The organism is Ruminococcus sp. AM26-12LB, assembly GCF_003480785.1.
GTDB classification, from domain to species: domain Bacteria; phylum Bacillota; class Clostridia; order Lachnospirales; family Lachnospiraceae; genus Blautia_A; species Blautia_A fusiformis.
Genome location: NZ_QUJX01000007.1, coordinates 142,156 through 165,051, shown reverse-complemented (window position 1 = coordinate 165,051; position 22,896 = coordinate 142,156). Strand labels below are relative to the sequence as shown.

Below are 22,896 nucleotides of genomic sequence, written 5' to 3'. Positions count from 1 at the left end.
CAAGTAGTATTTAAAACTATATAATAGGGAGCAGAGGTGATAATGCGATGACAGAAAACGAAAAAGAAATGATGAACAGCATTTTTGCAAAAATTGCTGAGCTTGATTATATAAAACCCGATGAAATTCCCAATATTGCTCTTTACATGGATCAGGTCACAACCTTTATGGAAGATAATCTCGCTTCCACCAAGCGTCATGATGATGACAAGATCCTGACCAAGACCATGATCAACAATTACGCAAAGAACAAGCTCCTTCCCCCGCCGGAAAAGAAGCGCTATTCCCGGGAGCATCTGCTAATGCTGATCTTTATCTACTATTTTAAGAATATCCTCTCCATCAGTGATATCCAGACCCTTCTGGGACCGATCACCGAGAAATACTTCAAGTCCGTTACAGAAAAGGACATGACTTACATCTACCAGGAGGTTTTCAGTATGGAGCAGTCACAGATCCGTTACCTGGAAAAGGATCTTATGCACCGTTTCAAAAGTGCCGGAGAAATTTTTGAGGACGCCGACCCGGAGGATAAGGAATTCCTTCACCAGTTTTCCTTTATCTGTCTTCTTAGCTTCGACGTATACATGAAAAAAATGATCATCGAAAACATGATCGACCACATGAATTCCTCAAAAGATACGGATTCCTCAAAAAAAGACAAATAATATCCAGAGCTCACATCCGGTCATAAACGTGCGTCGCCGGGCGCACCGAAAAAAAGAGACAGACGCACGATCGTCTGTCTCTTTTTCGTTACAGCATTATCCGTTATCATCACGGTATGGACGTAAGCCTTATTCTGCTTCGCCGCCCTGCTCCCCGTTATCCTTCTTCATACGTGCAAATACCATCTCATAACCATCATTTCCATAGTTCAGGGAACGGTTCACACGGCTGATCGTAGCTGTGGAAGCTCCTGTTTTCTCGGAAATATCAAGGTATGTACGCTTATCAGTAAGCATCTTGGCTACCTCGAAGCGCTGAGATAAAGAAAGCAGCTCATTGATGGTGCACACATCCTCAAAAAATGTATAACACTCTTCCTTATCCTTCAGGCACAGGATCGCTTCAAAAAGATGATCCACAGCCTCCGTCCTGATTTTTTTGCTCATTGTTACGCTCCTTTAAAATACATAAATTTCGTCTAATACAATACTGATATTTTAACACTCTAAATCGTGATAAGCAAGCCTTTTAAGGAAATTTAATAAACTATTTCGCTATTTTGTCTTTCTATAGCGGACACATGATTTTCCCATTTCCACTGCCCCGGAAAACATTTGGGATTTGCTTTTTCTGCTGTGATTGGGTATACTTAAAATAATATCCAAAAGAAAAGGAGACTTATCAAATGAATCGTTTTTTCAACATGGACAACAAATTCTTCGTGTTCATGGGACGCGTAGCAGACCTGCTTCTTCTGAATTTTCTGTGCATCCTCTGCTGTATTCCGGTTGTCACCGCAGGCGCCTCCATAACAGCTCTCTACTATGTCACACTGAAGATGGCAAGAGACGAAGAATCTTATATTGCCCGCAGCTTTTTTCGCTCATTCAAACAGAACTTCAAACAGGCGACCATCATCAATATCATCATGCTCCTCACCGCTGCTGTTCTGTTTATCGATCTTCGGATCGCCAGAGCCGGAAGCGGAGCTATGTACAAAGGACTTTTCAGTCTGTTCATTGCATTTGCACTGATCTATGCGATGATCCTTCTGTACATTTATCCGATCCTTTCCAAATTTTTTAATTCCGTCAAGAATACCTTTGTAAATGCATTCCTGATGTCCGTCCGCCATCTTCCGCTGACACTTTTGATGCTTGTGATCTCTGCGTCTCCACTCCTACTGATGTGGCTTTTTGCTTATGTGAGCTACGCACAGTTTACATCCATCCTGATCATGCTTTTTATTCTAATGGGATTTTCCACGCTGGCCTACTGGAAATCAAAGATCTTTGTAAAGATCTTCGATAACTATATACCGAAAGATGAAAACGAAGAAAACGGCGAAGAGAAAAACGAACCGAAAGAGGCATAATGAAGCGCTGGAACGACAAGCCTTATCATTCTCTGGACTATATGCTCCGGGAGCGATACGGCGAAAAGGTCTACCGGGTTGCATTAAACGGCGGCATGTCCTGTCCCAACCGTGACGGCACCCTGGGCAAAAAAGGCTGCATTTTCTGCAGCCAGGGCGGAAGCGGAGATTTTGCAGCAAACGCCGCTCTTTCCATTACAGAGCAGATCAACACACAGATCAAAAGTCTCTCTTCCAAACGCCCGATTCATAAATATATCGCCTATTTTCAGGCATATACAAACACATACGCTCCTGTGGAACACCTGCGTAAGATCTTCACAGAAGCCATCTCCCATCCGGATATCGTGGCACTGTCCATTGGTACCAGACCGGACTGTCTGGGAGATGATGTACTGGAGCTTCTTTATTCCCTGAACCAGATCAAACCGGTGTGGGTGGAGCTGGGACTCCAGACTATCCATGAAGATACCGCCAGATATATACGGCGCGGCTATCCACTGTCCTGTTTTGATACCGCAGTGAAAAATCTCCGCGCAGGCGGCATCGAAGTGATCGTCCACACCATCCTGGGGCTTCCCGGCGAAAGCCGGAAGGATATCCTGGAAACAATGGCTTATCTGAACGCCATGGATATCCAGGGGATCAAGCTGCAGCTTCTTCATGTACTGCGTGGTACAGATCTTGCCGCTGATCATGAAGCTGGTCTTTTCCGCACTTATGAACGGGACGAGTATCTGAACCTTGTCATTGACTGTCTGGAACATCTCAGACCGGATATTGTGATCCACCGGGTCACCGGCGACGGACCGAAGGATCTGCTGATCGCACCTTTATGGGCCAGCCGCAAACGAGAAGTTTTAAACCTTCTTCATCACCGGATGAAAGAAAGAGCAAGTTTTCAGGGAAAAGCTCTCGAAGCCCTTTCCCGCAGCCAGTAAAAAGGAGGATTCTTATGGCATCACCTTTTACAACCTATAAGCTTATTATTTTATATATGCTGCAGAATTCCGATGGGGATCTCACAAATTCCCAGATCACCGATTTTATCCTGGACCGGAAATACACCAATTATTTTCAGCTCCAGCAGGCAGTTTCCGAACTTGTGGAGGCAGATCTGGTGGAAATGTCTTCACAGTCCAACCGCAGTTACTATCGACTGACCTCCGAGGGAAAAAACACTCTGAAATATTTTTCCAAAGAACTTTCCTCTGACATCAAGAAAGAAGTGGAAGAATATCTCAATTCCCTCCACCGCAAGATCGAAGAACATCTCCTGACTCCTGCAGATTACTATCCCACCAAAGAGGGCAGCTACTCGGTACGTCTGCGGATCATCGAAAGCGGCGTCAGCATCGTTGATCTCAGCATCAATGTGCCAAATCTTGCTGCTGCACAGTCTGTATGTGAAAGCTGGCCTTATAAATACCAGAATGTTTATGACAAAATAATGGAGGAGCTTCTCTGAGAGGCTCCTCCGTTTTACTTATATTCATTTATTTCGCTTCTTCGTGGATCTTCTTCATATGCTCTTTCAGTTTCTTTTCATATCCCATATCACTGAGCTCGTAAAAATGTTCCCCCTGGATCTCTGATGGCAGATACTGCTGGTTTACATAATGGTTCGGATAATCATGGGCATATTTATATCCGATACCATGACCCAGACTTTCGTGGCCACCATAATGGGCATCCTGCAGATGCACCGGAACGGTTGTCTTCTTCGCCTTCACGCAGCGCATGGCTTCCTGTATGGCATTTACTGCAGAATTGCTCTTGGGTGCACAGGCCATGTATGTAACTGCCTGGGAAAGAATGATCTGGGACTCCGGCATTCCCACACGTTCCACTGCCTGTGCTGCTGCCGTTGCCACGCAGAGGGCCTGGGGATCTGCGTTTCCGATATCTTCGGAAGCAAGGATCATGATCCTTCTTGCGATAAATTTCACATCTTCTCCTGCATAGAGCATTTTTGCCAGATAATAGACTGCCGCATCCGGGTCGGAGCCTCGCATGCTCTTGATAAAGGCAGAAATGATATCATAATGATTGTCCCCGTTCTTATCGTAGCGCACCACCCGCTTCTGGATACACTCAGAAGCCACCTCAAGGGTCAGATGGATCTTACCGTCTGTATCACGAGGTGTGGTGAGGATTCCCAGTTCTATGGCGTTTAAGGCGCTTCTGGCGTCTCCTCCTGCCATATCTGCCAGAAACTCCAGAGCATCCTCCTCGATCACCGCCCCATAGCTTCCCATTCCACGTTCCGGATCGTTAACCGCACGCAAGATCAGTTCCTTTATCTCCGGTATCTCCAGGGACTTCAATTCAAAGATGATCGATCTTGAAAGAAGCGCTCCGTTTACCTCAAAATATGGATTCTCTGTTGTGGCCCCGATAAGAATGATGGTTCCGTCCTCCACAAAGGGAAGAAGGTAATCCTGCTGGCCTTTGTTGAAACGATGGATCTCATCGATGAACAGAATGGTCTTTTTCCCATACATGCCGAGATCGTCCTGTGCCTGCTTTACAACTGCTTCCATATCTTTCTTCCCTGCTACGGTTGCATTGATCTGGGTAAAGCTGGCGCTTGTGGTATTGGCGATGACTTTTGCCAGGGTGGTCTTTCCGGTTCCCGGAGGGCCGTAAAAGATAACAGATGTCAGCTTATCCGCCTTTATGGCACGATACAGCAATTTATCTTTTCCTACGATGTGCTGCTGTCCCACCACCTCATCCAGCGTTCGCGGACGCAGCCTGGATGCAAGAGGTGACTCCTGATCCAGCGTTTTTGACTTTGCGTATTCAAATAAATCCATGGCTTTCACTCCTGTATTTTCTGTAAAAAGCAGATATTCACGATCCGTATTCTTTTCATAGATCTGTATCCGGCAACGATCGTTTCATTTGTTTCCGGCATACGGACAGATTCCTTATTTTTATAATTTTACCTGTTTGCACATAAAAAAGCAATCGTTTCTGCCTTTTCGGCAAATCACAGTTACATCACCAGCAGCTGATCTGCAGTTACCAGGTCATATCCTTCTTCCGTAAGCATATCCGCGATCTCCAGGGCCGCTTCCACGGATGTAGAAAAGCTGTCATGCATCAGGATAATGGAGCCATCCTTCACTTGTCTTTTTACGATATTTTCCACAGAACGGACATTTTTTGATTTCCAGTCCAGGGTATCCACATCCCAAAATACCGGCAGCATGGTCACACAGAGCTCCAGATCCTTCGGCCATGCACCGTAGGGCGGGCGAAGATACATGGGATATTCTCCGGTGATCTCGTAGATCTCATTATTCGTCTTTATGATCTGCTGACAGGCCTGATCACCGGGAAGCTTATCAAGCTGCACGTGATCATACGTGTGATTACCGATGAGATGACCGTCTCTCTGCATCTGCGTTACGATCTCCTCATTTCCCCGGATATTTTTTCCCATAAGAAAAAATGTGGCATGGATCCCACGCTTCCGCAGGCCATCCAGAAGCAGAGGTGTATATGTTGCATGCGGTCCATCATCAAAGGTAAGAGCCACACGTGGACGATCCTCTTTTTCGCTTCTGTCAGAGGCTGTCTCAGCCACCGGTTCTGCTACTTTTTGTCTGTACTGCGCCGCCACCAGCCGGAACATCCCCTCACCGGCGATCATTCTGGTCACCCGCATCCGAAATGCACTGTCTGAGATTTTTCCATATCCGCTGAGCAGGATCAATACCATTGCCACTACACAGAAATATTTTTTTCGCTTATCCATATTTCCCGCCGGATCAAATATACTTTTCCACAATATATGAAAAAATCCCCGGGAAAAGACTTTTGGCTTTTCTTTCCCGGGGAATATTCTCTGATATATGTCTTATTTTTTCAGGATCTCAAGTGCACTCTCGATCTCCTCCACGCATTTCTCATAACCAAGGGTACCGTTATCCAGGCACAGATTATATTTCGTCATGTCTGCCCAGTCAACACCCATGAAACGTTTGCAGAAATCTTCTTTGCGTTTGTCATCCTTATGCATAAATTTCTCAATATCCTTTGTAGTTCCGCTGAGTTTCTTACTTGCCTCACGGATACGGAAATCCCAGTCTCCGTAAACAAACACACGAAGAACATTGGAATAATCCTTCAGGATCATATTTGCACAACGTCCGATGATCACACAGGACTCTGTTTCTGCCAGCTGCCGGATCACCTTTGCCTGATAATTAAACAGGTTCTCATCGGATGTAAAATCCTTGCTCTGAGGCGGGATCAGCTCACCCTTGTAGATTCCGGACTTTGCAAAAAATCTCTGCTTTGTGCTGACATTTTCATCTGCCCTTCCAAAGAGCTGCTCATGAATGCCGCTCTCCTCAGATGCCATGCGGATGATATCCTTGTCATAGTAAGAAATCCCTAATTTCTTTGCAAGCTCCTCTCCGATGGTACGTCCACCGCTTCCATACTGTCTTGCAATGGTAATTACGAAATTATCCATGTCTTTCCCCCTACTCTCCAAGATATGCCTTCTGAACGGCCTCGTCATTCAGAAGATCCTCTGCCTTTCCATCCATAGTAATGCTTCCTGTTTCCAGAACGTACGCTCTGTCCGCAATGGAAAGAGCCTTCTTCGCATTCTGCTCAACCAGAAGCACTGTAGTTCCGCTCTCACTTACCTCGCGGATAATGTCAAAAATCTCATTTACAAAAATCGGCGACAGACCCATGGACGGCTCATCCATCAAAATGATCCTTGGTCTGCTCATCAGTGCACGTCCCATGGCAAGCATCTGCTGTTCACCACCGGAAAGTGTTCCTGCACGCTGTCCTTTACGTTCTTCCAGACGCGGAAATCTCTTGTATACACCAGCAAGGCTCTCTGCGATCTCTGCCTTGTCTTTTCTTGTGTAAGCTCCAAGAAGAAGATTCTCATAAACGGACATATCCGCAAATACTCGTCTTCCTTCCGGAACGTGTGCCATTCCCATTTCTACGATCTTATGGGCTGGTGTTCTTGTGAGGTCTTTTCCCTCAAACACAATGCTTCCGGACTTCGGAGAAAGAATTCCGGTAAGTGTCTGAAGTGTGGTTGTCTTTCCGGCACCGTTGGCACCGATCAGCGCAATAACCTCTCCCTGATTTACATGAAAAGAAATTCCCTTCAGAGCCTGGATCACACCATAATAGACCTGGAGGTCCTTTACTTCCAACATTGCCATTGTCTCGTTCCTCCTTATTCTCCCAGATATGCAGTGATAACCGTCGGGTCTTTCAGCACTGCAGATGTCTCACCCTGGATCAGTACCTGACCGAAGTTCAGAACTGTAAGTTCCTCACAGATACCGCCCACCAGTTTCATGTCGTGCTCGATCAGAAGAACAGTCATATCAAAATGCTCCCGCACAAAACGGATAGTATCCATCAGCTCCTGTGTCTCATTCGGGTTCATACCAGCCGCCGGCTCATCCAAGAGAAGAAGCTTCGGCTCTGTGGCAAGAGCTCTGGCAATCTCCAGCTTACGCTGTTTACCATAAGGCAGGTTACCTGCCAGAGTGTCTGCTTCCTTATCCAGATCAAACACCCTCAGTATCTCCATGGCACGTTCGTTCATCTCTTTTTCTACCTTGTAATATTTCGGCAGTCTTAAGATCCCGGTCAGTGTGGAATATGGATGATGATTGTGAAGTCCTACTTTTACATTGTCAAGAACCGGCATATCCTTGAAAAGACGGATATTCTGGAAAGTTCTAGCGATTCCGGCCTTGTTGATCTCAATGGTGCTTTTTCCTGTGATGTCCTGGCCGTCCAGTTTAATGATTCCCTCGGTAGGCTTATACACGCCTGTGAGAAGATTGAATACTGTTGTCTTACCGGCGCCGTTAGGTCCGATCAGTCCATAGAGCTGTCCCTTCTCAATGGTCATATTAAAGCCGTCAACAGCACGAAGACCGCCGAACTGGATAGACAGATTATTTACTTCCAGCATTGCCATGATCAGGCCACCTCCTTTTTCTCTTTTTTGCCTTTGAATTTCTCTACCATACGTGCTCTCCAGTCTCTTGCTGCCGGTGCCCAGTTAAAGAGCATCATGATGATCAGTACGATAGCATAGATCAGCATACGGTAGTTTGCGAATCCACGGAGAAGCTCAGGCAGTGCATAGAGGATAATGGTTGCAATGATCGATCCTCTGATATTTCCGATCCCGCCAAGTACCACATATACCAGTACCAGGATGGACATGTTGTAATCAAATACAGAAACCTTAAGAAGAGAAAGGTTATGTGCATACAGCACACCTGCCACTCCTGCAAGGGCTGCAGAAATGGTAAATGCCAGCAGCTTATATCTGGTGATATTGATTCCTACAGACTCCGCTGCAATACGGTTGTCCCTGGTTGACATAATAGCACGTCCGCTTCTGGAGTTTACAAGGTTCTGTACAATAAACAATGTGAGAAGAAGCAGGATCACGCCGATCAGGAAAAAGTAATTCTTGATATCTTTATAAAGAGTTGCTGTTCCCGAAATACCAAGGGCACCTTTGAGAATCTGCTTTCCGCCGGCTTCCAGATGAAGACCGGCTGCACTTGTTGCAACGTGAAGTCCTTTGTCATCCACGCCAATGTAAAGTACATTGATCAGGTTCTTGATGATCTCACCAAAAGCCAGTGTAACAATAGCCAGGTAGTCACCGCGGAGACGAAGTACCGGAATACCGATGATCACACCGAACAGTGCTGCAACTGCCGCACCTACAAGGATTGCAAGGATAAAGCGAGGAACCTGCGGAATGGAGTCTGCAGCAACCTGTGAAAACAGGGCACTGGAAAAAGCTCCCACGCACATGAAGCCCGCATGTCCAAGGCTCAGCTCACCGGAAAAACCGACTACCAGGTTCAGGGAAACTGATGCAATGGTATAAACACAAAGGGGAACAAGAAGTCCCATAAGAAGTCTGGAAAGATTTCCAGTTGAGGAAAGTGCCTGTACGATCACAAAAAGCACAATGACAATTCCATAGTTGATCATGTTATTTTTTGTTGTTTTGTTTTTCATATTCTTCATATCGGCCACCTTACACTTTCTCCTGGATGTTCTTGCCGAACAGTCCGGTAGGTTTTACAAGAAGCACGACGATCAGGACTGCAAATACGATCGCATCTGCAACCTGGGAAGAAATATAAGCTTTTCCGAAGATCTCGATGATTCCCAGAAGGATGCCGCCGACCATAGCTCCCGGAATCGAACCGATTCCACCGAATACAGCAGCTACGAAAGCTTTGATACCAGGCATGGCTCCTGTGTACGGAGTCAGTGTCGGATAAGTCTGACAGAGCAGAAGGCCTGCGATCGCTGCAAGTCCGGAACCGATGGCAAATGTGAGGGAAATTGTCGCATTGACGTTAACTCCCATCAGCTGTGCCGCATCTCTGTCCTCGGAAACCGCCTGCATGGCACGGCCAGGTTTTGTCTTTTTTACAAAGAGGGAAAGTCCCACCATGATGATGATACATGCAAGGATGGTTACGATGGTGATTCCCTTGATGGTAAGCTCACCGTCAAACAGTGTGATGGACGGAACTTTGATAACAGCTACGAAGCTCTTGGCGTCTGCGCCGAAGATCAGAAGTGCCAGGTTCTGAAGCAGATAACTGACACCGATAGCCGTGATAAGAACGGCCAGGTTTGAGGAAGCTTTTCTAAGTGGACTGTAAGCTACCTTCTCAATGACAACACCAAGCAGTGTACAGATCACAACGGAAAGGATCACAGCAAGGATCGGTGACATGCCGCCTCTTGTGATACAGGTAAGGATGATATAAGCTCCCACCATGATAACATCTCCGTGTGCAAAGTTCAGCATCTTGGCAATACCATAAACCATGGTATATCCAAGTGCGATGATTGCATAGATACTGCCAAGACTGATGCCGTCTTTTAAATAAGATATAAAACTCATAACGCACCTCTTTTAATTGTTTATTGATAAGGGAAAAAGGGGACGGTTCCCACTAAAGGTGACCGTCCCCTGACCCCTAACGTTAACAGAAATTACTTATTTCATCTCTACATAAGCACCGTCTTTGATCTCGAATGCTTTCGGCTCTTTATCACACTCGCCATCCTCGGTCCATTTTGCTTTTCCGGTAAGTCCGTCAAGCTCGATGTTTGCCATGGATGCGCTCATTGCTGCACTGATGTCTGCATTTTCCATATCTGGTGTGATCTTTGCATCGTCAGCTGCAAGCTGCATTGCGTAAAGTACATCATATGTATCTGCCGCAAACTGGTTCGGGATCTCACCGTTGTGAGCATCGCCGTATGCTTTTACGAAGTTCTGGCTCTTCTCATCTGTAGCTGTTGCGGAGAATGGTGTCAGAAGCATAACACCCTCTGCAAGGGATTTATCGAAGTTCTCTACATTGAGGATACCATCCATGCCATCTACACCAAAGAATTTAATGTCAAGTCCTGCCTCAGATGCCTGCTGAAGGATCAGCGCATTGTCGGAATAGTAGTTCGGAAGGAAAAGAAGCTCAGCGCCGCTCTTCTTGATCTTTGCAAGCTGTACAGAATAGTCTGTGTTGCTGTCTGTTGTGTAAGCCTCATCTGCAACTACTTCAAGTCCGTCATCAGCAGCTGCTGCAACGAATGCGTCATGTACACCGGAGTTGTAGTCAGCAGCGGAATCATAAAGTACTGCTACTTTCGTTGCAAGTTTGTGCTCGGAAATGTACTGAGCAGATTTGGTTCCCTGTGCCGGGTCTGTGAAGCACATACGGAACTCGTTTGTTCCTGCTGTGATACAGTCAAGTGCTGTTGCGGATGGTGTGAAGAGGAATGTATCCTCAGCTGCCTCAGCTCCTACTGCGATACAGGAACCGGATGTTACAGTTCCACAGAGCATCTGCATTCCTTTATCGATCAGGTCATTGTATGCGTTAACAGCCTTCTCCGGATCTCCCTGGTCATCACCTGCGTCAAGAATCTCTACTTTATATCCGTTGAATCCACCGTTCTCGTTGATCTCATCAGCTGCGATCTTGGCTGCGTTGTATACGTTGGTACCGTACTGTGCGTAATCACCTGTCATCGGTCCGATCACACCGATCTTAAATGTCTCATCTGCTGCAAAAACTGATGTAGGCATCATCATCGCTGCTGTCATCGCTGCTGCTGATGCAACGCCGATTACTTTCTTCCAATTCTTCATAATAATCTCTCCTCCTGCGCTTTGTCGCGTTACTAATGTTTAATGGTAAAATTATAGCATCGCATATTTTTTATTTCAAGGGCAAATTTAGTTATCTGTTGTTTTTCGTCTGATTGCACAACGCGGACACTTGTCCGCTGTACAGCTTGTGTCGTTTTTCGGCAAATTGTCTGAATTTTTTTACAAAAAAATCCAGGGAAAAATTCCCTGGACTCCTTCGTCTCTTAATACTTTACTTATGCGATTGCTTTCTTAGCGATCTCAGCAAGAGCTGTGAAGCCTGCTGCATCGTTAACAGCCATCTCTGCAAGCATCTTTCTGTTGATGTCGATGTTTGCAACCTTAAGGCCGTGCATCATTTTGCTGTAAGAAAGTCCGTTCATTCTTGCTGCTGCGTTGATACGAGCGATCCAGAGCTGTCTGAACTGACGTTTCTTCTGTTTTCTTCCTGCATAGGAGCTTGTAAGAGCTCTCATTACAGACTGTTTTGCTACTCTATACTGTTTGGAACGGGCTCCTCTGTAGCCTTTTGCCAGTTTTAATGTACGGTTATGTCTTTTCTTTGCGTTTAATCCGCCTTTAATTCTTGCCATTTCTTAATTCTCCTCCTGTTCGTCTTCTCTATCTTATAAATATGGTAATACTTTCTTCATGCTCTTTACATTAGTAGAATCAACAACAGTAGATTTTCTCAGATTTCTCTTTCTCTTCTGAGATTTCTTTGTAAGGATATGGCTCTTGTAGGCTTTATTTCTTACTAATTTTCCTGTACCTGTTTTTTTAAAGCGCTTTGCTGCTGCTCTGCAAGTTTTAATTTTTGGCATTATGAATTCCTCCTTGATTTGGTACTTCTAAATTTTATATAGCATCCCGTTCTGCCCGGCTGTTGCCGTGAAGACTGAGATATCTACCGTTTCTCAGTCAGAAACATAGTCATGCTTCTGCCTTCTACCTTCGGAGCCTTCTCTACAGTCGCTATATCGGACAGAAGATCTGCGAAGTCATCAAGCACATGCCTACTGCTGGACATATGTGCCATCTCTCTTCCGCGGAAACGAAGTGTAACCTTAACTCTGTCGCCCTTGCTAAGGAACTTTCTTGCTGCATTTACCTTCGTCTTCAAATCATTCGTATCAATGTTCGGGGAAAGACGCACTTCTTTGACATCGATGGTTTTCTGCTTTTTTCTGGCCTCTTTTTCTTTTCTTGCAAGCTCGTAACGGTATTTACCGTAATCGATGATCTTGCATACCGGCGGTTTCGCCTGTGGGGCAATCTTTACAAGGTCAAGTCCTGCCTCCTGCGCTTTCGCCATCGCTTCTCTGGCGGACACGATTCCAAGCTGAGCTCCGTCCGGACCAATCAAGCGTACCTCTCTGTCTCTGATCTGTTCGTTAATCATTAAACCGCTAATTGTTGTACACCTCCATGAACATGATAGAATTATTTTTTTCTTTCTCATTAATGTAGCTTAAGCCGCACAAAAAAAGCGCAGACAGATGTCCACACTTCAAATAATTACACCTGCGCACTGATGGTTGGTCCGTTCGCAGTACTGTGCAATATTGACCTGAGTCGCTTATCTTCAGCGCTGAGGTGAGAGTGAACTCTGCTTTCTTTTCGCTACGTACTCTAAGAGAATACCATGGTGTCTGCTATTTGTCAACTGTTTTTTATATTATTATGTATTTATTTTTTGAGTATAAATTTTTCTTCTTCCGGACATACTATGCAACATCGGAATCTGTCAAGCCTTACCGCAGTGCTGACGATCAGACAGGATGCGCATTCCGGCAGGCTAACGGTTTCCGGTAAAATCATAATTATCAGGAGGACACTTTTATGACAAGTCTTAAATGCTCCGCACACAACTGCTGCTATAACAAAAATTCTCTCTGCTCCAGGGGATCCATCAGTGTCGAAGGTGCAGATGCTCGTTATGCGGACGACACCGCCTGTGAAAGCTTCCGTGACCAGGAAGAGTGTGCTGTAAAAAATTCCGCAGATCCCTACTGTGGGTGTGAGACCATTAACATCGACTGCAAAGCACACAACTGCACCTACAATGAGCACTGCAAATGCACCGCAGCTTCCATCAATGTATCCGGTGACAATGCACATCGCTGCTGTGATACAAAATGTGATACTTTCAGCTGCGAATGCTGATATCCTGAACAGAAATCCTGTTTCCATACAGAGCAGACATTCCTGTTTCTTTTGATCAGAAAGTCAAAAAGATCCGGCAGCGTTCCAGATGGAGTCTCTGCCGGATCTTATCATGTTCATTTATTATCTGTTCTTAAGAAAATCCGGGATCTGGATGTCCTTTTTCTGAACAGTGCTTGTAGGAGCCTTTGTTCCAAACTGTGTGGAATTCATAGTCGGCAGGCTGAAGCTTGGCATGTTAAGGTTCATACCGCCTGGCTGTGACTGGCTTGTTTTTTTGGTGTTTCCGAATACAGAATTGGAAGCTCTATTTCCAAATGGTGTGTTCTGAAGGTTATTGTCTGTAAGACCTGTAGCAATAACTGTAATTCTCGCATAATCTGCAACAGAATCATCATACATAGCACCAAAGATGATGTTTGCATCCTCACCTGTAAGCTCCTGTACATAGCTTGCAGCATCGTTGGCATCCATAAGAGAAATATCTCCGGAAATGTTGATGATCACATGAGTAGCGCCCTTGATGGTTGTCTCAAGAAGCGGAGAAGATACCGCCTGCTGTACAGCCTCCATAGCCTTGTCATCACCTCTTGCCTCACCGATACCGATATGAGCGATTCCCTTGTCTGTCATGACTGTCTGTACATCTGCAAAGTCAAGGTTGATCAGAGCCGGCAGATTGATCAGGTCTGTAATACCCTGTACTGCCTGCTGAAGAACCTCATCAGCCTTACGCAGTGCTTCCGGCATGGTTGTTCTTCTGTCAACGATCTCAAGTAACTTGTCATTGGGGATGACAATCAAAGTGTCAACTGCTTTCTTCAGATTTTCGATTCCCGCAAGTGCATTGTTCATACGGGTCTTTGCTTCAAAACGGAAAGGCTTGGTAACAACACCGACAGTCAGGATACCCATCTCTTTTGCCGCACCGGCGATCACAGGAGCAGCTCCGGTTCCGGTTCCGCCTCCCATACCACAGGTAACGAAAACCATGTCCGCTCCCTCGATGATCTTCTTAACTTCCTCAATGCTCTCCTCAGCTGCCTTCTGTCCAACCTCCGGCTGTGCGCCGGCGCCGAGACCTTTCGTAATTTTCTCACCAATCTGAAGTACAGTCGGAGCTTTACACAGTGTCAGAGCCTGTTTATCGGTATTAACACCTACAAACTCAACTCCGCCAATGGCCTCTTCCACCATTCTGTTTACCGCATTATTACCTGCGCCACCTACTCCAATTACAATAATTTTCGCAGAAGACTCAGCCTCATTCGTCATTATCTCTAACAATGTACTTCCTCCTTTATTTCTACCTGATATCCGATTCAGTGTAATAATCTATTCCAAGCTACATATACACATAGTTATATCATATATTTTTTTCGGTAATTAATCAACCATTAATTTTGTTTTTTTATACTTTTTTCACTAAATTTCGGCACTGTTTCTATTAACCGAAACATTTACAAAACAATCTCTGGCAAAATGTCCAAATACTGGTACTATACATTAAGAAAGCTTTTTTATCTTTACTCATAATCGGACTCATCACTGTAATCGCTGTACGAATTTTCATCATAATCCTCAGCGCCTTCTTCCTGATCACTGCTGTAATCAGCCTCTTCCTCGGTGCTGTCCGTACTGCTGTCTGAAGAGTCTTCTTCATTTTCTGTATCTTCGGTATCCGTACTCTGAGCATCTGGATCTTCAGAGTCTGTTCCGTCTCCGGAGCTTTCTGCCGAAGCCTGATAATCCTCCAGAGTACCTACGTAATTGCCATCACGGTCATATTCACTGACTCCGTCATAGCCGCCGTCTTCCCGGTAACCGCCCTTCCAGTTTCCTTTTTCTGCCATGGTTTCTTCTGTGGGGGCTTCGCCTACATAGGTCATGTTGGCATCGTACTCACCACTGCCTGTGTAATCTCCTTCTTCATCATAACCACCCACCCAGTTTTCCTGCGCATGCTCCAGATTCGTCTGCGGTTTCGGTCCTACATAGTTACCATTTTCGTCATATTCGCCTTCTCCGGTATAATTTCCTTCCTCATCATAGCCTCCGGTCCAGTTTTCTGCGGAAGTCTGGCTCTCATCCTGTTCCTGCTCCAGGGTAATGTTCTTGGAATTATCATTTACATTTTCTGCATGGAGAATTCCTTTTTTTCCGGAAAGCATCGGAAGGATAGCCAGAACTCTGGTCATTTTGTCTTCCAGATATTCATCCTTTCCAAGTTTAACTGTGATATCCCCGTAAACAAGACTGATCTGTCCGTCATCTTCAAATTCAATGTGATCCGGAACCTTATCATTTTTTGCAAAAATAGTAGAAAGAGCAACTGCCGTATTCATCACCGTTTCATCCTTGATGGGGAGTTTCTCGTTCTGGATCACTTTTTTGACTTTGATCCCGTCAAAAAACGGGATTTTTTCGTCACGTTCCGTGGACCCTTCCACAAAAATACCGTTTCTGTCAAAATAAATATAACTGTCCAGATAAGGGATACAACCAACGATATCCTTCTCCTTCACACTGACACAGATGGTGTGCCGGTTCAGCCTTGTTACGGTATAGCCTTCTATAAAGGGAACATCTTTTGTGTTCTGCTTAGTATAAAGAAGCGGTGCAAAAACAGAATTGGATGCCAGCGGTCCCCTGAGTACCATCTTCCTGATTTGTTTTTCAGAATAATGGCTGCTGCCCATCACCTGCACTTCATCTACCTGATAATACGTAAAAAAGAAAATAATTCCTGCCAGCAGCAGGACAAGAAGTACGCCAACTGCTTTCAGTGACTTTTTTTTTGATGTTTTCATAAAGTTCCTCTGTCCTTTATCAGCAGACCGCCCAGTGCGGTCAGATCCTCACAGATATGTTCATAGCCTCTTTCTATGAAACAACAGCCCCGGATCCTGGTAATCCCCTGCGCGGCAAGTGCTGCGATCACAAGTGCCGCACCACCGCGAAGCTCCTCTGCTTCCACAGTACAACCGGTCAGGGGCTGCCCTCCGTATATCACAGCAACTCCATCCCGGATCTGGATCTGTGCTCCCATTTTACAGAGCCATGAGGCTGTTTTATATCTGTCTTCAAAAATCTTCTCGCGGATCCTGCTCACTCCCGGGATCGTGGCCAGTACCGCCATCGCAGGAGACTGCAGGTCTGTAGGAAATCCCGGATAAACTTCTGTTTCCAGAAGCTCCAGGGGAAAACCTGTATTTTTTCCGTTGACTATTAGTTTACCACCTACCCTGCGGCATTGTCCACCCATTTTCCGATATACATCCAGGATTCCACCCATTTCCTCCAGAGGCGGATTTTCCAGGATGATCTCTCCTCTGGTTGCCGCCGCTGCCATGAGATAGGTTCCGGCGACAATACGGTCTGGTGGAATGCAGTCATCGCCGGCTTCAAGCTTCTCCACTCCTTCAATACAGATACAGCCTTTTTCACGAATCCGGATCTTTGCCCCCATTCCGGTAAGATAGTGGCAAAGCCAATAAATTTCCGGTTCACAGGCACAGCCGTTAAGAACTGTTTTCCCCTCTGCAAGGACCGCTGCCAGAATGCCCTGTTCTGTAGCGCCTACACTTCTTTTTTGAAAAAACATCTCTGCACCGCGGAGTTTTCCACAGGATGCCCGGATCATCCCGCCGTTTTCCACCACAGCTGCCCCAAGGCGGCGCAAAACCTGGATATGAAGATCCACCGGCCGCTTCCCGATCACACAGCCTCCGGGATATCCTGTCTGTGCCTTTTTGCTCCGCCCCAGCATTGCTCCCATTAAGATCACGGAAGAACGCATTTTTCCGGAATAACCCTCCGGTATCATGGTGCCGTCCGCATGGCTGCAGTCCAGATAAAGATCTTGACCTTCCCACCAGGTTTCTGCCCCCAGATATTTCAGGATCTTTTCCATCAAATATACATCACTGATTCTCGGGCATCCCCGCAGTACACTGGTCCCGGTGCTTAAGAGTGCTGCTGCCATAACCGGAAGTGCCGCATTTTTTGACCCCTGGATCCGGACGCTTCCATGCAGCGGCCTGCCTCCGGTCACGATGATCTCATCGATCTCATTCAAGTATTCCACTCCTAAAAGGGCCTCTTACTTGTTATTCTATGTGATCCTTCCATGTCTGTGACTGCTGACACTTAAGGCCAGCCCCATTTCCCCCAGAAGAAAAACAACAGAAGTTCCGCCATAGCTTACAAAGGGCAGAGTGATCCCGGTGTTGGGAATCGTATTCGTTACTACTGCAACATTCAGGACCACCTGGATCGCCATATGTGCCATGATCCCGGCGCACAGCAGCGTTCCCTGCAGATCCCGGCAGTTTAATGCCAGAATACAAAGCCTCCAGATCAGAATGCCAAACAGAAAAAGTGTCAGAAAGGCTCCCAGTATCCCCGTTTCCTCACACACAATAGAAAATATCATATCATTCTGGGCTTCCGGGACAAATCCCAGCTTCTGCAGACTGTTCCCGAACCCCTTGCCAAAGATTCCTCCGCTTCCGATTGCATACAGGCCCTGTATGGTCTGAAATCCTTTTTCATATTTTTCCGGATCCCGCCAGATTGCCAGGCGTTCCAGACGATAACTCTCCGCAGCAAGAAAAACCGCAATAAATCCTATCCCCGCACCTCCAAGCGCGAGAAACTGCAGATATCTGGGATTGGCCACAAAGATCAGCAGCACACCGATCCCTAGAATGATCACCGCTGTGCTTAAGTTATTGGAGCCCACCAGACCTGCTACCGGAAGCAAGGTCATCATAGTCCTGCAGATAAACCAGAATCCGGTTGTTTTGCTTTTTGTATTGCTGATCTGCCAAACCAGAAATAATATTACTGCCACCTTGGAAAACTCCGACGGCTGAAAGGAAAGCGGCCCCAGGTTCAGCCACCTCTTCGATCCATTGATCTCCTGTCCGAAAAGCAGGACTGCGGCAGACAGAAAAAGTGAAAAAATATAGGCAGCCGGCGCCAGCTTTACAAACAGCCGGTAATCTACCCGTGATGCCAGATACATAACAAGCAGCCCCAGTGCCGTGGCAAAGAGCTGCTTTTTAAAATAATAGGCAGAGTCGTGGAAACGTACTCTGCCATTATATTCACTTGCCGAAAAAAGCGCCCCGAGTCCCAATACCACCAGAATCAGAACCAGTACCCAGAGAACGGTATCTGTCTTTCCGGTCTGTTTCTGTCCTGCCTCCATGCATGGCCTCCACAGTGGTCTTTATTTCAGCTTATGTATGTATTTTTCGGATTATTACAGTGCTTTCACGTATTCCTTGAACATGTCACCGCGCTGCTCATAATTATCAAACTGTCCCCAGCTCGCACATGCCGGTGAAAGCAGAACTGCATCTCCGGGATTGGCTTTTTCCGCACAGACTCGGACAGCTTCCTTCAGATCCTCGCAGAGGATGATATCTGTAAATCCAAGACGTTCTGCTGCTGCTTTGATCTTCTCTTTCGTCTGACCGATGAGAACAAGATAACGGACTTTTCCGCCGAAGGATTCTATCCACTCATCATAGCTGGATTCCTTGTCATAGCCGCCGCCGATCAGAAGAGTCGGACGGTTCATTGCCTGAATCCCCTTGATGGCCGCATCCGGGTTGGTTCCCTTGGAATCGTTGTAATATGCAACACCGTTTTTCTCTGTCACATACTCGATCCTGTGTGGAACTGCCACAAACTCACAGACACTCTTGCGGATACTCTCCACAGAAACTCCCGCATAATATGCCATGGCTGCTGCTGCCATTACATTCTCGTGATTATGACGTCCCAGGATCTTAAGCTCTCCGGTTTTTACGATCGGGATCTCTTCTTTTTCTGTTTTGAGAATGATCTGGTCTCCGTCCAGATAGATTCCCCTATCCAGTTTGCGAAGACTTGAGAAATATACCACCTTCGGAACGATATTTTCACCGAATTTACGAAGGACTTCATCCTCGTAATTCAGAACACATACATCTTCCGGTCCCTGATTTTTGGTGATCAATTCTTTTACACGGATGTATTCCTCCATGGTATGATGACGGTTCAGATGATCCTCTGTGATGTTGAGGATCGCACTTACCTTCGGGCGGAACTGGTCAATAGTCTCCAGCTGAAAGCTGCTGATCTCCGCAACAGTTACGGAATCCTCCCTCATCTCCAATGATTTGGATGTATATGCAGTTCCGATATTTCCTACAACAAATACAGATTCACGGGCATCTCCCATGATCTTTCCGAGGAGTGCTGTAGTTGTTGTCTTACCGTTGGTTCCTGTGATCGCAAGAACCTCTCCCTTGCCTGTACGGTAGGCAAGCTCCACCTCGCTCCATACCGGAAGGCCCTTTTCATAGAAGCTCTTTACCAACGGAAGGTCTGTGGGAACTCCCGGGCTTAGCACTACGAGATCAAGACTGTCCAGCGCTCTCTCCGGAAAATCTCCGGCCCAGATCTCCGGGGTGTATTTTCCGTTTGTTTTATGTAAAACTACCTCTTTATCAAGATCTGCGTTTCCGTCATAGATCACCGGCTGTGCTCCTGCACTTCCAAGCAGATCAGCTGCTCCGATGCCGCTTTTTCCGGCTCCGAAAACGAGAACTTTTTTTCCTTTTAAATCCATTTTTCTGTTCCTCCTTATAATGCCAGGAGAGCGATCAGGCACATAATAGCAGTTACAACAGAGAACACTGCAACAACTCGTGTCTCGGACCACCCACAAAGCTCAAAATGATGGTGGATAGGCGCCATCTTGAAGATTCTTTTTCCGTGTGTTGCCTTGAAATAGGATACCTGGAGCATAACAGACAATACCTCCACAAGGTAGATCAGTCCGACCAGGATGATAAACAGCGGCATCTGCATGGCATAAGCCACACCAGCCACAAAGCCACCCAATGCCAGAGAACCGGTGTCTCCCATAAATACCTTGGCAGGATATACATTAAACAGAAGAAATCCCATCAGACTGCCCACAACTGCACAGGTGATCGGTTCCACACCACTGTTCATTCCAAGGGAAACCACCGTAAAGAATACTGCCACGATCAGGGTAACACTGGAAGCCAGTCCGTCAAGTCCATCCGTAAAATTGACTCCGTTTACTGTACCGATCACCGCAAAGAACAGTACCGGAACTGCAAACCATCCCAGGTTCAGATAATGTCCGCTCCAGAACGGGATCTTCATAGTCAGGGATACGTTGGAATAATTTACAAGATAAAAAGCAAATACAGCTGTCACAACGATCTGCAGTGCCATTTTCTGCCATGGCAGAAGTCCGTCAGAACGCTTCAGGACTACCTTCAGATAATCATCCAGAAATCCGATCAGTCCAAATCCCAGTGTCAGGAAAAGTACCGGGATGATCATCGGATAATCTCTGATATAAAACAGTGATGTTACAGTTGTTGCAATGAGAAAGATCACCCCACCCATAGTAGGGGTACCGTTCTTTTTCAGGTGGGACTGCACACCCAGCTCTCTCTCTGTCTGTCCCATTTTAAGTCTTCTTAAAAAAGGGATAACAATCGGTCCTAATACAAGGCTGATCGCAAATGAGATCAGCACAGGGATCACAACATGAAACTCCATCCTCACACCTCTAATTCTTTCGTTTTTTTATACTTCTTCAACAGTATAAGGCTTTTATCCTCATTAATCAACCCCATCTGCCCGGTTTTCCCCGGATGGAGTTTCCGTAACTGTCCTCTCGATCCCAAGATAGGGAAGTACATTTTCAAAAATACTGCGTACCACCGGTGCGGCAATGATCCCACCATAATACATACCCTGGGGTGCATAGATGATACAAAGAGCCAGGACCTTCGGATCCTCTGCCGGGGCAAACCCCAGGAATGAAGAAATATATCTGCCGGAGCCTCTGGGCAGTGTCTGAGAGGTAGCTGTTTTTCCCCCAATGGAAAACCCCTGGATCCCGGCATTTTTTCCGGAGCCTTCTGAAACTACAGTTTCCAGGATCGTACGTACTGTCCGGGAAGTCTCACCGGACACGATCCCGCTTTCCACCGGATATTCCAGTGTCCGCACCTTTGTTCCGTCCGCACTTTCCACGCTGATCCCAAAATGAGGTGTGATCCGGTTTCCGCCATTGATGATCCCACTGACGGTTGTTGCAAGCTGGATCGGTGTGATCTGAAACGACTGGCCAAAGGATACCGTGGCAAGCTCCACCTCTCCCATATTTTTGGGGTTATGCATGATCGTTCCTGCCTCTCCCGGAAGATCTATCCCTGTTTTTTTCAAAAGTCCGAACTGTTTAAAATATTTGTAATAACGGTCTGCTCCAAGCCGCAGGCCCACCTCAATAAATACCGGGTTACAGGAGTTCTGGGCACCTTCTACAAAACTCTGCGCACCATGTCCTGTTCTCTTTGCACAGTGGATCCGCCGGTCCTCCACCACCTTATAGCCCGGACAGAAAAAACGATCCTCTGTTGACACCACTCCTTCCTCCAGCCCTGCTGCCATAGTGATGATCTTAAAAGTCGAGCCAGGTTCATAGGTATCATTCAGGCAGGGGTTTCTCCACATCCGGTTCAGAAGATCCTGCTTCTTTTCTCCCTCTGCTGCTGTTTCTTCTGTATTCAGAGTAAACGGATCGTTCAGATCAAATTCAGGCACATTGACACAGGCATAGATTTCTCCGTTCTGAGGGTTCATAAGCAGTATGGAAACTCTCTCCGCCTGTTTTTCTTCCATGACTTTACCTGCTGCCTGCTGCACATATTCCTGGATATTAACATCCAGACTGGTACGCAGAGTATTTCCTGACACCGGTTCCTTCCTCCGTTCTCCGGTTCCGTCGATCTCCACACCACGTGCATCCGTAACTGTGAGGATCTTTCCGGGCTCTCCTTTCAGTATCTCATCGTATTTCACTTCAAGACCAATGATCCCCTGATTATCACCTCCGGTAAATCCCAGTACTTTTGAAGCGAGAGATCCATAAGGATAATATCTCCGATAATCCTCATCTACCTTCACTCCCTCAAGGTCATATTCCCGGATCTTGTCTCCAATGCTTTTTTCCACGTTTGTCTGTATTCTTTCAATAGAAGAAACTTTTTCAACTTTTTTTCGGATTTCCTCTTCTTTTACAGACAATGCTCCGGACAGTACACGGATCACTTTTTCAGGATCTTTGATCTGGCTGTGTATCACCGATACTGTGCAGACTGTCCGGTTATCTGCCAGAATATTTCCCCTGATGTCCAGGATCTTTCCCCTGGCTGCTTTTATGTCACGTTCCCTCTCATGAAGATCCTCCGCCTTTTTTGAATAATATTCTGCCCGGACGTTCATAAGATACCAGAGTCTTCCCACAAGTCCCAGAAGAAGCATTATGCAGATCAGAAAAACCATCCATATTTTTTTCCTGTGATAAACCATGGTCCGGATCATAAAAAAATCCCTCTCAGAGGTCGTCACTGTAATATATGACGTTCCCCTGAGA

At 46.2% G+C, this 22,896-nt stretch carries 24 protein-coding genes; 5 read left to right on the top strand and 19 right to left on the bottom strand.

The features are described from left to right. Window positions 1-47: 47 nt before the first annotated feature. Window positions 48-668, top strand: coding sequence for a DUF1836 domain-containing protein (locus tag DW694_RS07120; RefSeq protein WP_118752760.1), 621 nt, complete (start codon window positions 48-50; stop codon window positions 666-668). Between the two features lie 129 nt (window positions 669-797). Here the strand turns inward: DW694_RS07120 and DW694_RS07115 are convergent, their stop codons facing one another. Further along, a complete protein-coding gene (locus tag DW694_RS07115) occupies window positions 798-1,115 on the bottom strand; it encodes a YerC/YecD family TrpR-related protein (RefSeq protein WP_015526079.1) in 318 nt (105 codons plus the stop codon). Window positions 1,116-1,354: 239 nt separating this feature from the next. Between DW694_RS07115 and DW694_RS07110 the strand changes: the two genes are divergently transcribed. The 3 genes from DW694_RS07110 to DW694_RS07100 are packed head-to-tail and all read left to right on the top strand — an operon-like array spanning window position 1,355 to window position 3,512. Then, window positions 1,355-2,044, top strand: a complete 690-nt coding sequence (locus tag DW694_RS07110) for a YesL family protein (RefSeq protein WP_021651657.1) — start codon at window positions 1,355-1,357, stop codon at window positions 2,042-2,044. Continuing rightward, the gene (locus tag DW694_RS07105) at window positions 2,044-2,985 is read left to right on the top strand and encodes a TIGR01212 family radical SAM protein (protein ID WP_059086751.1); all 942 of its coding nucleotides are present in this window, start codon (window positions 2,044-2,046) and stop codon (window positions 2,983-2,985) included. The genes DW694_RS07110 and DW694_RS07105 overlap by 1 nt, the downstream gene beginning before the upstream one ends. Before the next feature lie 14 nt (window positions 2,986-2,999). After that, window positions 3,000-3,512, top strand: a complete 513-nt coding sequence (locus DW694_RS07100; protein ID WP_021651655.1) for a DUF4364 family protein — start codon at window positions 3,000-3,002, stop codon at window positions 3,510-3,512. Between the two features lie 28 nt (window positions 3,513-3,540). Here DW694_RS07100 and DW694_RS07095 read toward each other — a convergent pair whose 3' ends face one another. The 11 genes from DW694_RS07095 to infC form a co-directional block, all read right to left on the bottom strand. Further along, window positions 3,541-4,863, bottom strand: coding sequence for a replication-associated recombination protein A (locus tag DW694_RS07095; protein ID WP_118752759.1), 1,323 nt, complete (start codon window positions 4,861-4,863; stop codon window positions 3,541-3,543). 182 nt (window positions 4,864-5,045) lie between these two features. Next, window positions 5,046-5,810, bottom strand: coding sequence for a polysaccharide deacetylase family protein (locus DW694_RS07090; protein WP_118752769.1), 765 nt, complete (start codon window positions 5,808-5,810; stop codon window positions 5,046-5,048). Window positions 5,811-5,912: 102 nt separating this feature from the next. Next, the gene (locus DW694_RS07085) at window positions 5,913-6,533 is read right to left on the bottom strand and encodes a cytidylate kinase-like family protein (RefSeq protein WP_110102931.1); all 621 of its coding nucleotides are present in this window, start codon (window positions 6,531-6,533) and stop codon (window positions 5,913-5,915) included. Between the two features lie 10 nt (window positions 6,534-6,543). After that, window positions 6,544-7,254 carry an ABC transporter ATP-binding protein gene (locus DW694_RS07080; protein ID WP_015526086.1) on the bottom strand — a complete coding sequence of 237 codons (711 nt, stop codon included), beginning with the start codon at window positions 7,252-7,254 and terminating at the stop codon, window positions 6,544-6,546. A 14-nt stretch (window positions 7,255-7,268) separates the two neighbouring features. Further along, window positions 7,269-8,027 (bottom strand): ABC transporter ATP-binding protein, encoded by a 759-nt coding sequence (locus tag DW694_RS07075; protein ID WP_021651650.1) that lies wholly within the window; start codon window positions 8,025-8,027, stop codon window positions 7,269-7,271. A 2-nt stretch (window positions 8,028-8,029) separates the two neighbouring features. Beyond that, window positions 8,030-9,103: a branched-chain amino acid ABC transporter permease gene (locus tag DW694_RS07070; RefSeq protein ID WP_173722504.1), complete on the bottom strand. Its 1,074-nt coding sequence runs from the start codon at window positions 9,101-9,103 to the stop codon at window positions 8,030-8,032. Window positions 9,104-9,113: 10 nt separating this feature from the next. Then, window positions 9,114-9,998: a branched-chain amino acid ABC transporter permease gene (locus tag DW694_RS07065; protein WP_015526088.1), complete on the bottom strand. Its 885-nt coding sequence runs from the start codon at window positions 9,996-9,998 to the stop codon at window positions 9,114-9,116. A gap of 96 nt (window positions 9,999-10,094) precedes the next feature. Then, the gene (locus DW694_RS07060; protein ID WP_015526089.1) at window positions 10,095-11,252 is read right to left on the bottom strand and encodes an ABC transporter substrate-binding protein; all 1,158 of its coding nucleotides are present in this window, start codon (window positions 11,250-11,252) and stop codon (window positions 10,095-10,097) included. Window positions 11,253-11,488: 236 nt separating this feature from the next. Beyond that, window positions 11,489-11,845: a 50S ribosomal protein L20 gene (gene rplT, locus DW694_RS07055; protein ID WP_015526090.1), complete on the bottom strand. Its 357-nt coding sequence runs from the start codon at window positions 11,843-11,845 to the stop codon at window positions 11,489-11,491. A 33-nt stretch (window positions 11,846-11,878) separates the two neighbouring features. Further along, window positions 11,879-12,076 carry a 50S ribosomal protein L35 gene (gene rpmI, locus DW694_RS07050; RefSeq protein WP_021651646.1) on the bottom strand — a complete coding sequence of 66 codons (198 nt, stop codon included), beginning with the start codon at window positions 12,074-12,076 and terminating at the stop codon, window positions 11,879-11,881. Between the two features lie 83 nt (window positions 12,077-12,159). Further along, the gene (infC, locus tag DW694_RS07045) at window positions 12,160-12,654 is read right to left on the bottom strand and encodes a translation initiation factor IF-3 (protein WP_015526092.1); all 495 of its coding nucleotides are present in this window, start codon (window positions 12,652-12,654) and stop codon (window positions 12,160-12,162) included. A gap of 440 nt (window positions 12,655-13,094) precedes the next feature. On the opposite strand from infC, the gene DW694_RS07040 reads away from it, so the two are divergent. Then, window positions 13,095-13,418 carry a DUF1540 domain-containing protein gene (locus DW694_RS07040; protein WP_118752758.1) on the top strand — a complete coding sequence of 108 codons (324 nt, stop codon included), beginning with the start codon at window positions 13,095-13,097 and terminating at the stop codon, window positions 13,416-13,418. A gap of 123 nt (window positions 13,419-13,541) precedes the next feature. Here DW694_RS07040 and ftsZ read toward each other — a convergent pair whose 3' ends face one another. From ftsZ to DW694_RS07005, 7 genes are all read right to left on the bottom strand, one after another. Next, the gene (gene ftsZ / locus DW694_RS07035) at window positions 13,542-14,705 is read right to left on the bottom strand and encodes a cell division protein FtsZ (protein WP_330364150.1); all 1,164 of its coding nucleotides are present in this window, start codon (window positions 14,703-14,705) and stop codon (window positions 13,542-13,544) included. A 239-nt stretch (window positions 14,706-14,944) separates the two neighbouring features. Further along, on the bottom strand, window positions 14,945-16,228 hold the full coding sequence (locus tag DW694_RS07030; RefSeq protein ID WP_118752757.1) for a cell division protein FtsQ/DivIB: 1,284 nt from the start codon (window positions 16,226-16,228) through the stop codon (window positions 14,945-14,947). Then, window positions 16,225-17,505: a UDP-N-acetylglucosamine 1-carboxyvinyltransferase gene (gene murA / locus DW694_RS07025; protein WP_286186892.1), complete on the bottom strand. Its 1,281-nt coding sequence runs from the start codon at window positions 17,503-17,505 to the stop codon at window positions 16,225-16,227. Before murA ends, DW694_RS07030 begins: the two co-directional genes overlap by 4 nt. A 27-nt stretch (window positions 17,506-17,532) precedes the next feature. Beyond that, window positions 17,533-18,633 (bottom strand): putative peptidoglycan glycosyltransferase FtsW, encoded by a 1,101-nt coding sequence (locus DW694_RS07020; RefSeq protein WP_118752755.1) that lies wholly within the window; start codon window positions 18,631-18,633, stop codon window positions 17,533-17,535. 54 nt (window positions 18,634-18,687) lie between these two features. Next, the gene (murD, locus tag DW694_RS07015; protein WP_118752754.1) at window positions 18,688-20,043 is read right to left on the bottom strand and encodes a UDP-N-acetylmuramoyl-L-alanine--D-glutamate ligase; all 1,356 of its coding nucleotides are present in this window, start codon (window positions 20,041-20,043) and stop codon (window positions 18,688-18,690) included. 14 nt (window positions 20,044-20,057) lie between these two features. Continuing rightward, complete coding sequence (gene mraY, locus DW694_RS07010) at window positions 20,058-21,014, bottom strand: phospho-N-acetylmuramoyl-pentapeptide-transferase (protein WP_015526100.1); 957 nt, start codon at window positions 21,012-21,014, stop codon at window positions 20,058-20,060. Between the two features lie 63 nt (window positions 21,015-21,077). Further along, window positions 21,078-22,844, bottom strand: coding sequence for a penicillin-binding transpeptidase domain-containing protein (locus tag DW694_RS07005; RefSeq protein WP_182465483.1), 1,767 nt, complete (start codon window positions 22,842-22,844; stop codon window positions 21,078-21,080). Window positions 22,845-22,896 lie beyond the last annotated feature (52 nt).

Coding starts and splice junctions, on each gene's coding strand:
- DW694_RS07095 (WP_118752759.1), bottom strand. CDS start 4,863: ATGGATTTATTTGAATACGCAAAGTCAAAAACGCTGGATCAGGAGTCA.
- DW694_RS07110 (WP_021651657.1), top strand. CDS start 1,355: ATGAATCGTTTTTTCAACATGGACAACAAATTCTTCGTGTTCATGGGA.
- DW694_RS07005 (WP_182465483.1), bottom strand. CDS start 22,844: ATGATCCGGACCATGGTTTATCACAGGAAAAAAATATGGATGGTTTTT.
- rplT (WP_015526090.1), bottom strand. CDS start 11,845: ATGGCAAGAATTAAAGGCGGATTAAACGCAAAGAAAAGACATAACCGT.
- DW694_RS07100 (WP_021651655.1), top strand. CDS start 3,000: ATGGCATCACCTTTTACAACCTATAAGCTTATTATTTTATATATGCTG.
- murD (WP_118752754.1), bottom strand. CDS start 20,043: ATGGATTTAAAAGGAAAAAAAGTTCTCGTTTTCGGAGCCGGAAAAAGC.
- DW694_RS07070 (WP_173722504.1), bottom strand. CDS start 9,103: ATGAAGAATATGAAAAACAAAACAACAAAAAATAACATGATCAACTAT.
- DW694_RS07075 (WP_021651650.1), bottom strand. CDS start 8,027: ATGGCAATGCTGGAAGTAAATAATCTGTCTATCCAGTTCGGCGGTCTT.
- DW694_RS07115 (WP_015526079.1), bottom strand. CDS start 1,115: ATGAGCAAAAAAATCAGGACGGAGGCTGTGGATCATCTTTTTGAAGCG.
- DW694_RS07080 (WP_015526086.1), bottom strand. CDS start 7,254: ATGGCAATGTTGGAAGTAAAGGACCTCCAGGTCTATTATGGTGTGATC.
- DW694_RS07060 (WP_015526089.1), bottom strand. CDS start 11,252: ATGAAGAATTGGAAGAAAGTAATCGGCGTTGCATCAGCAGCAGCGATG.
- DW694_RS07085 (WP_110102931.1), bottom strand. CDS start 6,533: ATGGATAATTTCGTAATTACCATTGCAAGACAGTATGGAAGCGGTGGA.
- rpmI (WP_021651646.1), bottom strand. CDS start 12,076: ATGCCAAAAATTAAAACTTGCAGAGCAGCAGCAAAGCGCTTTAAAAAA.
- DW694_RS07065 (WP_015526088.1), bottom strand. CDS start 9,998: ATGAGTTTTATATCTTATTTAAAAGACGGCATCAGTCTTGGCAGTATC.
- DW694_RS07030 (WP_118752757.1), bottom strand. CDS start 16,228: ATGAAAACATCAAAAAAAAAGTCACTGAAAGCAGTTGGCGTACTTCTT.
- infC (WP_015526092.1), bottom strand. CDS start 12,654: ATGATTAACGAACAGATCAGAGACAGAGAGGTACGCTTGATTGGTCCG.
- DW694_RS07040 (WP_118752758.1), top strand. CDS start 13,095: ATGACAAGTCTTAAATGCTCCGCACACAACTGCTGCTATAACAAAAAT.
- mraY (WP_015526100.1), bottom strand. CDS start 21,014: ATGGAGTTTCATGTTGTGATCCCTGTGCTGATCTCATTTGCGATCAGC.
- DW694_RS07120 (WP_118752760.1), top strand. CDS start 48: ATGACAGAAAACGAAAAAGAAATGATGAACAGCATTTTTGCAAAAATT.
- DW694_RS07020 (WP_118752755.1), bottom strand. CDS start 18,633: ATGGAGGCAGGACAGAAACAGACCGGAAAGACAGATACCGTTCTCTGG.
- DW694_RS07105 (WP_059086751.1), top strand. CDS start 2,044: ATGAAGCGCTGGAACGACAAGCCTTATCATTCTCTGGACTATATGCTC.
- DW694_RS07090 (WP_118752769.1), bottom strand. CDS start 5,810: ATGGATAAGCGAAAAAAATATTTCTGTGTAGTGGCAATGGTATTGATC.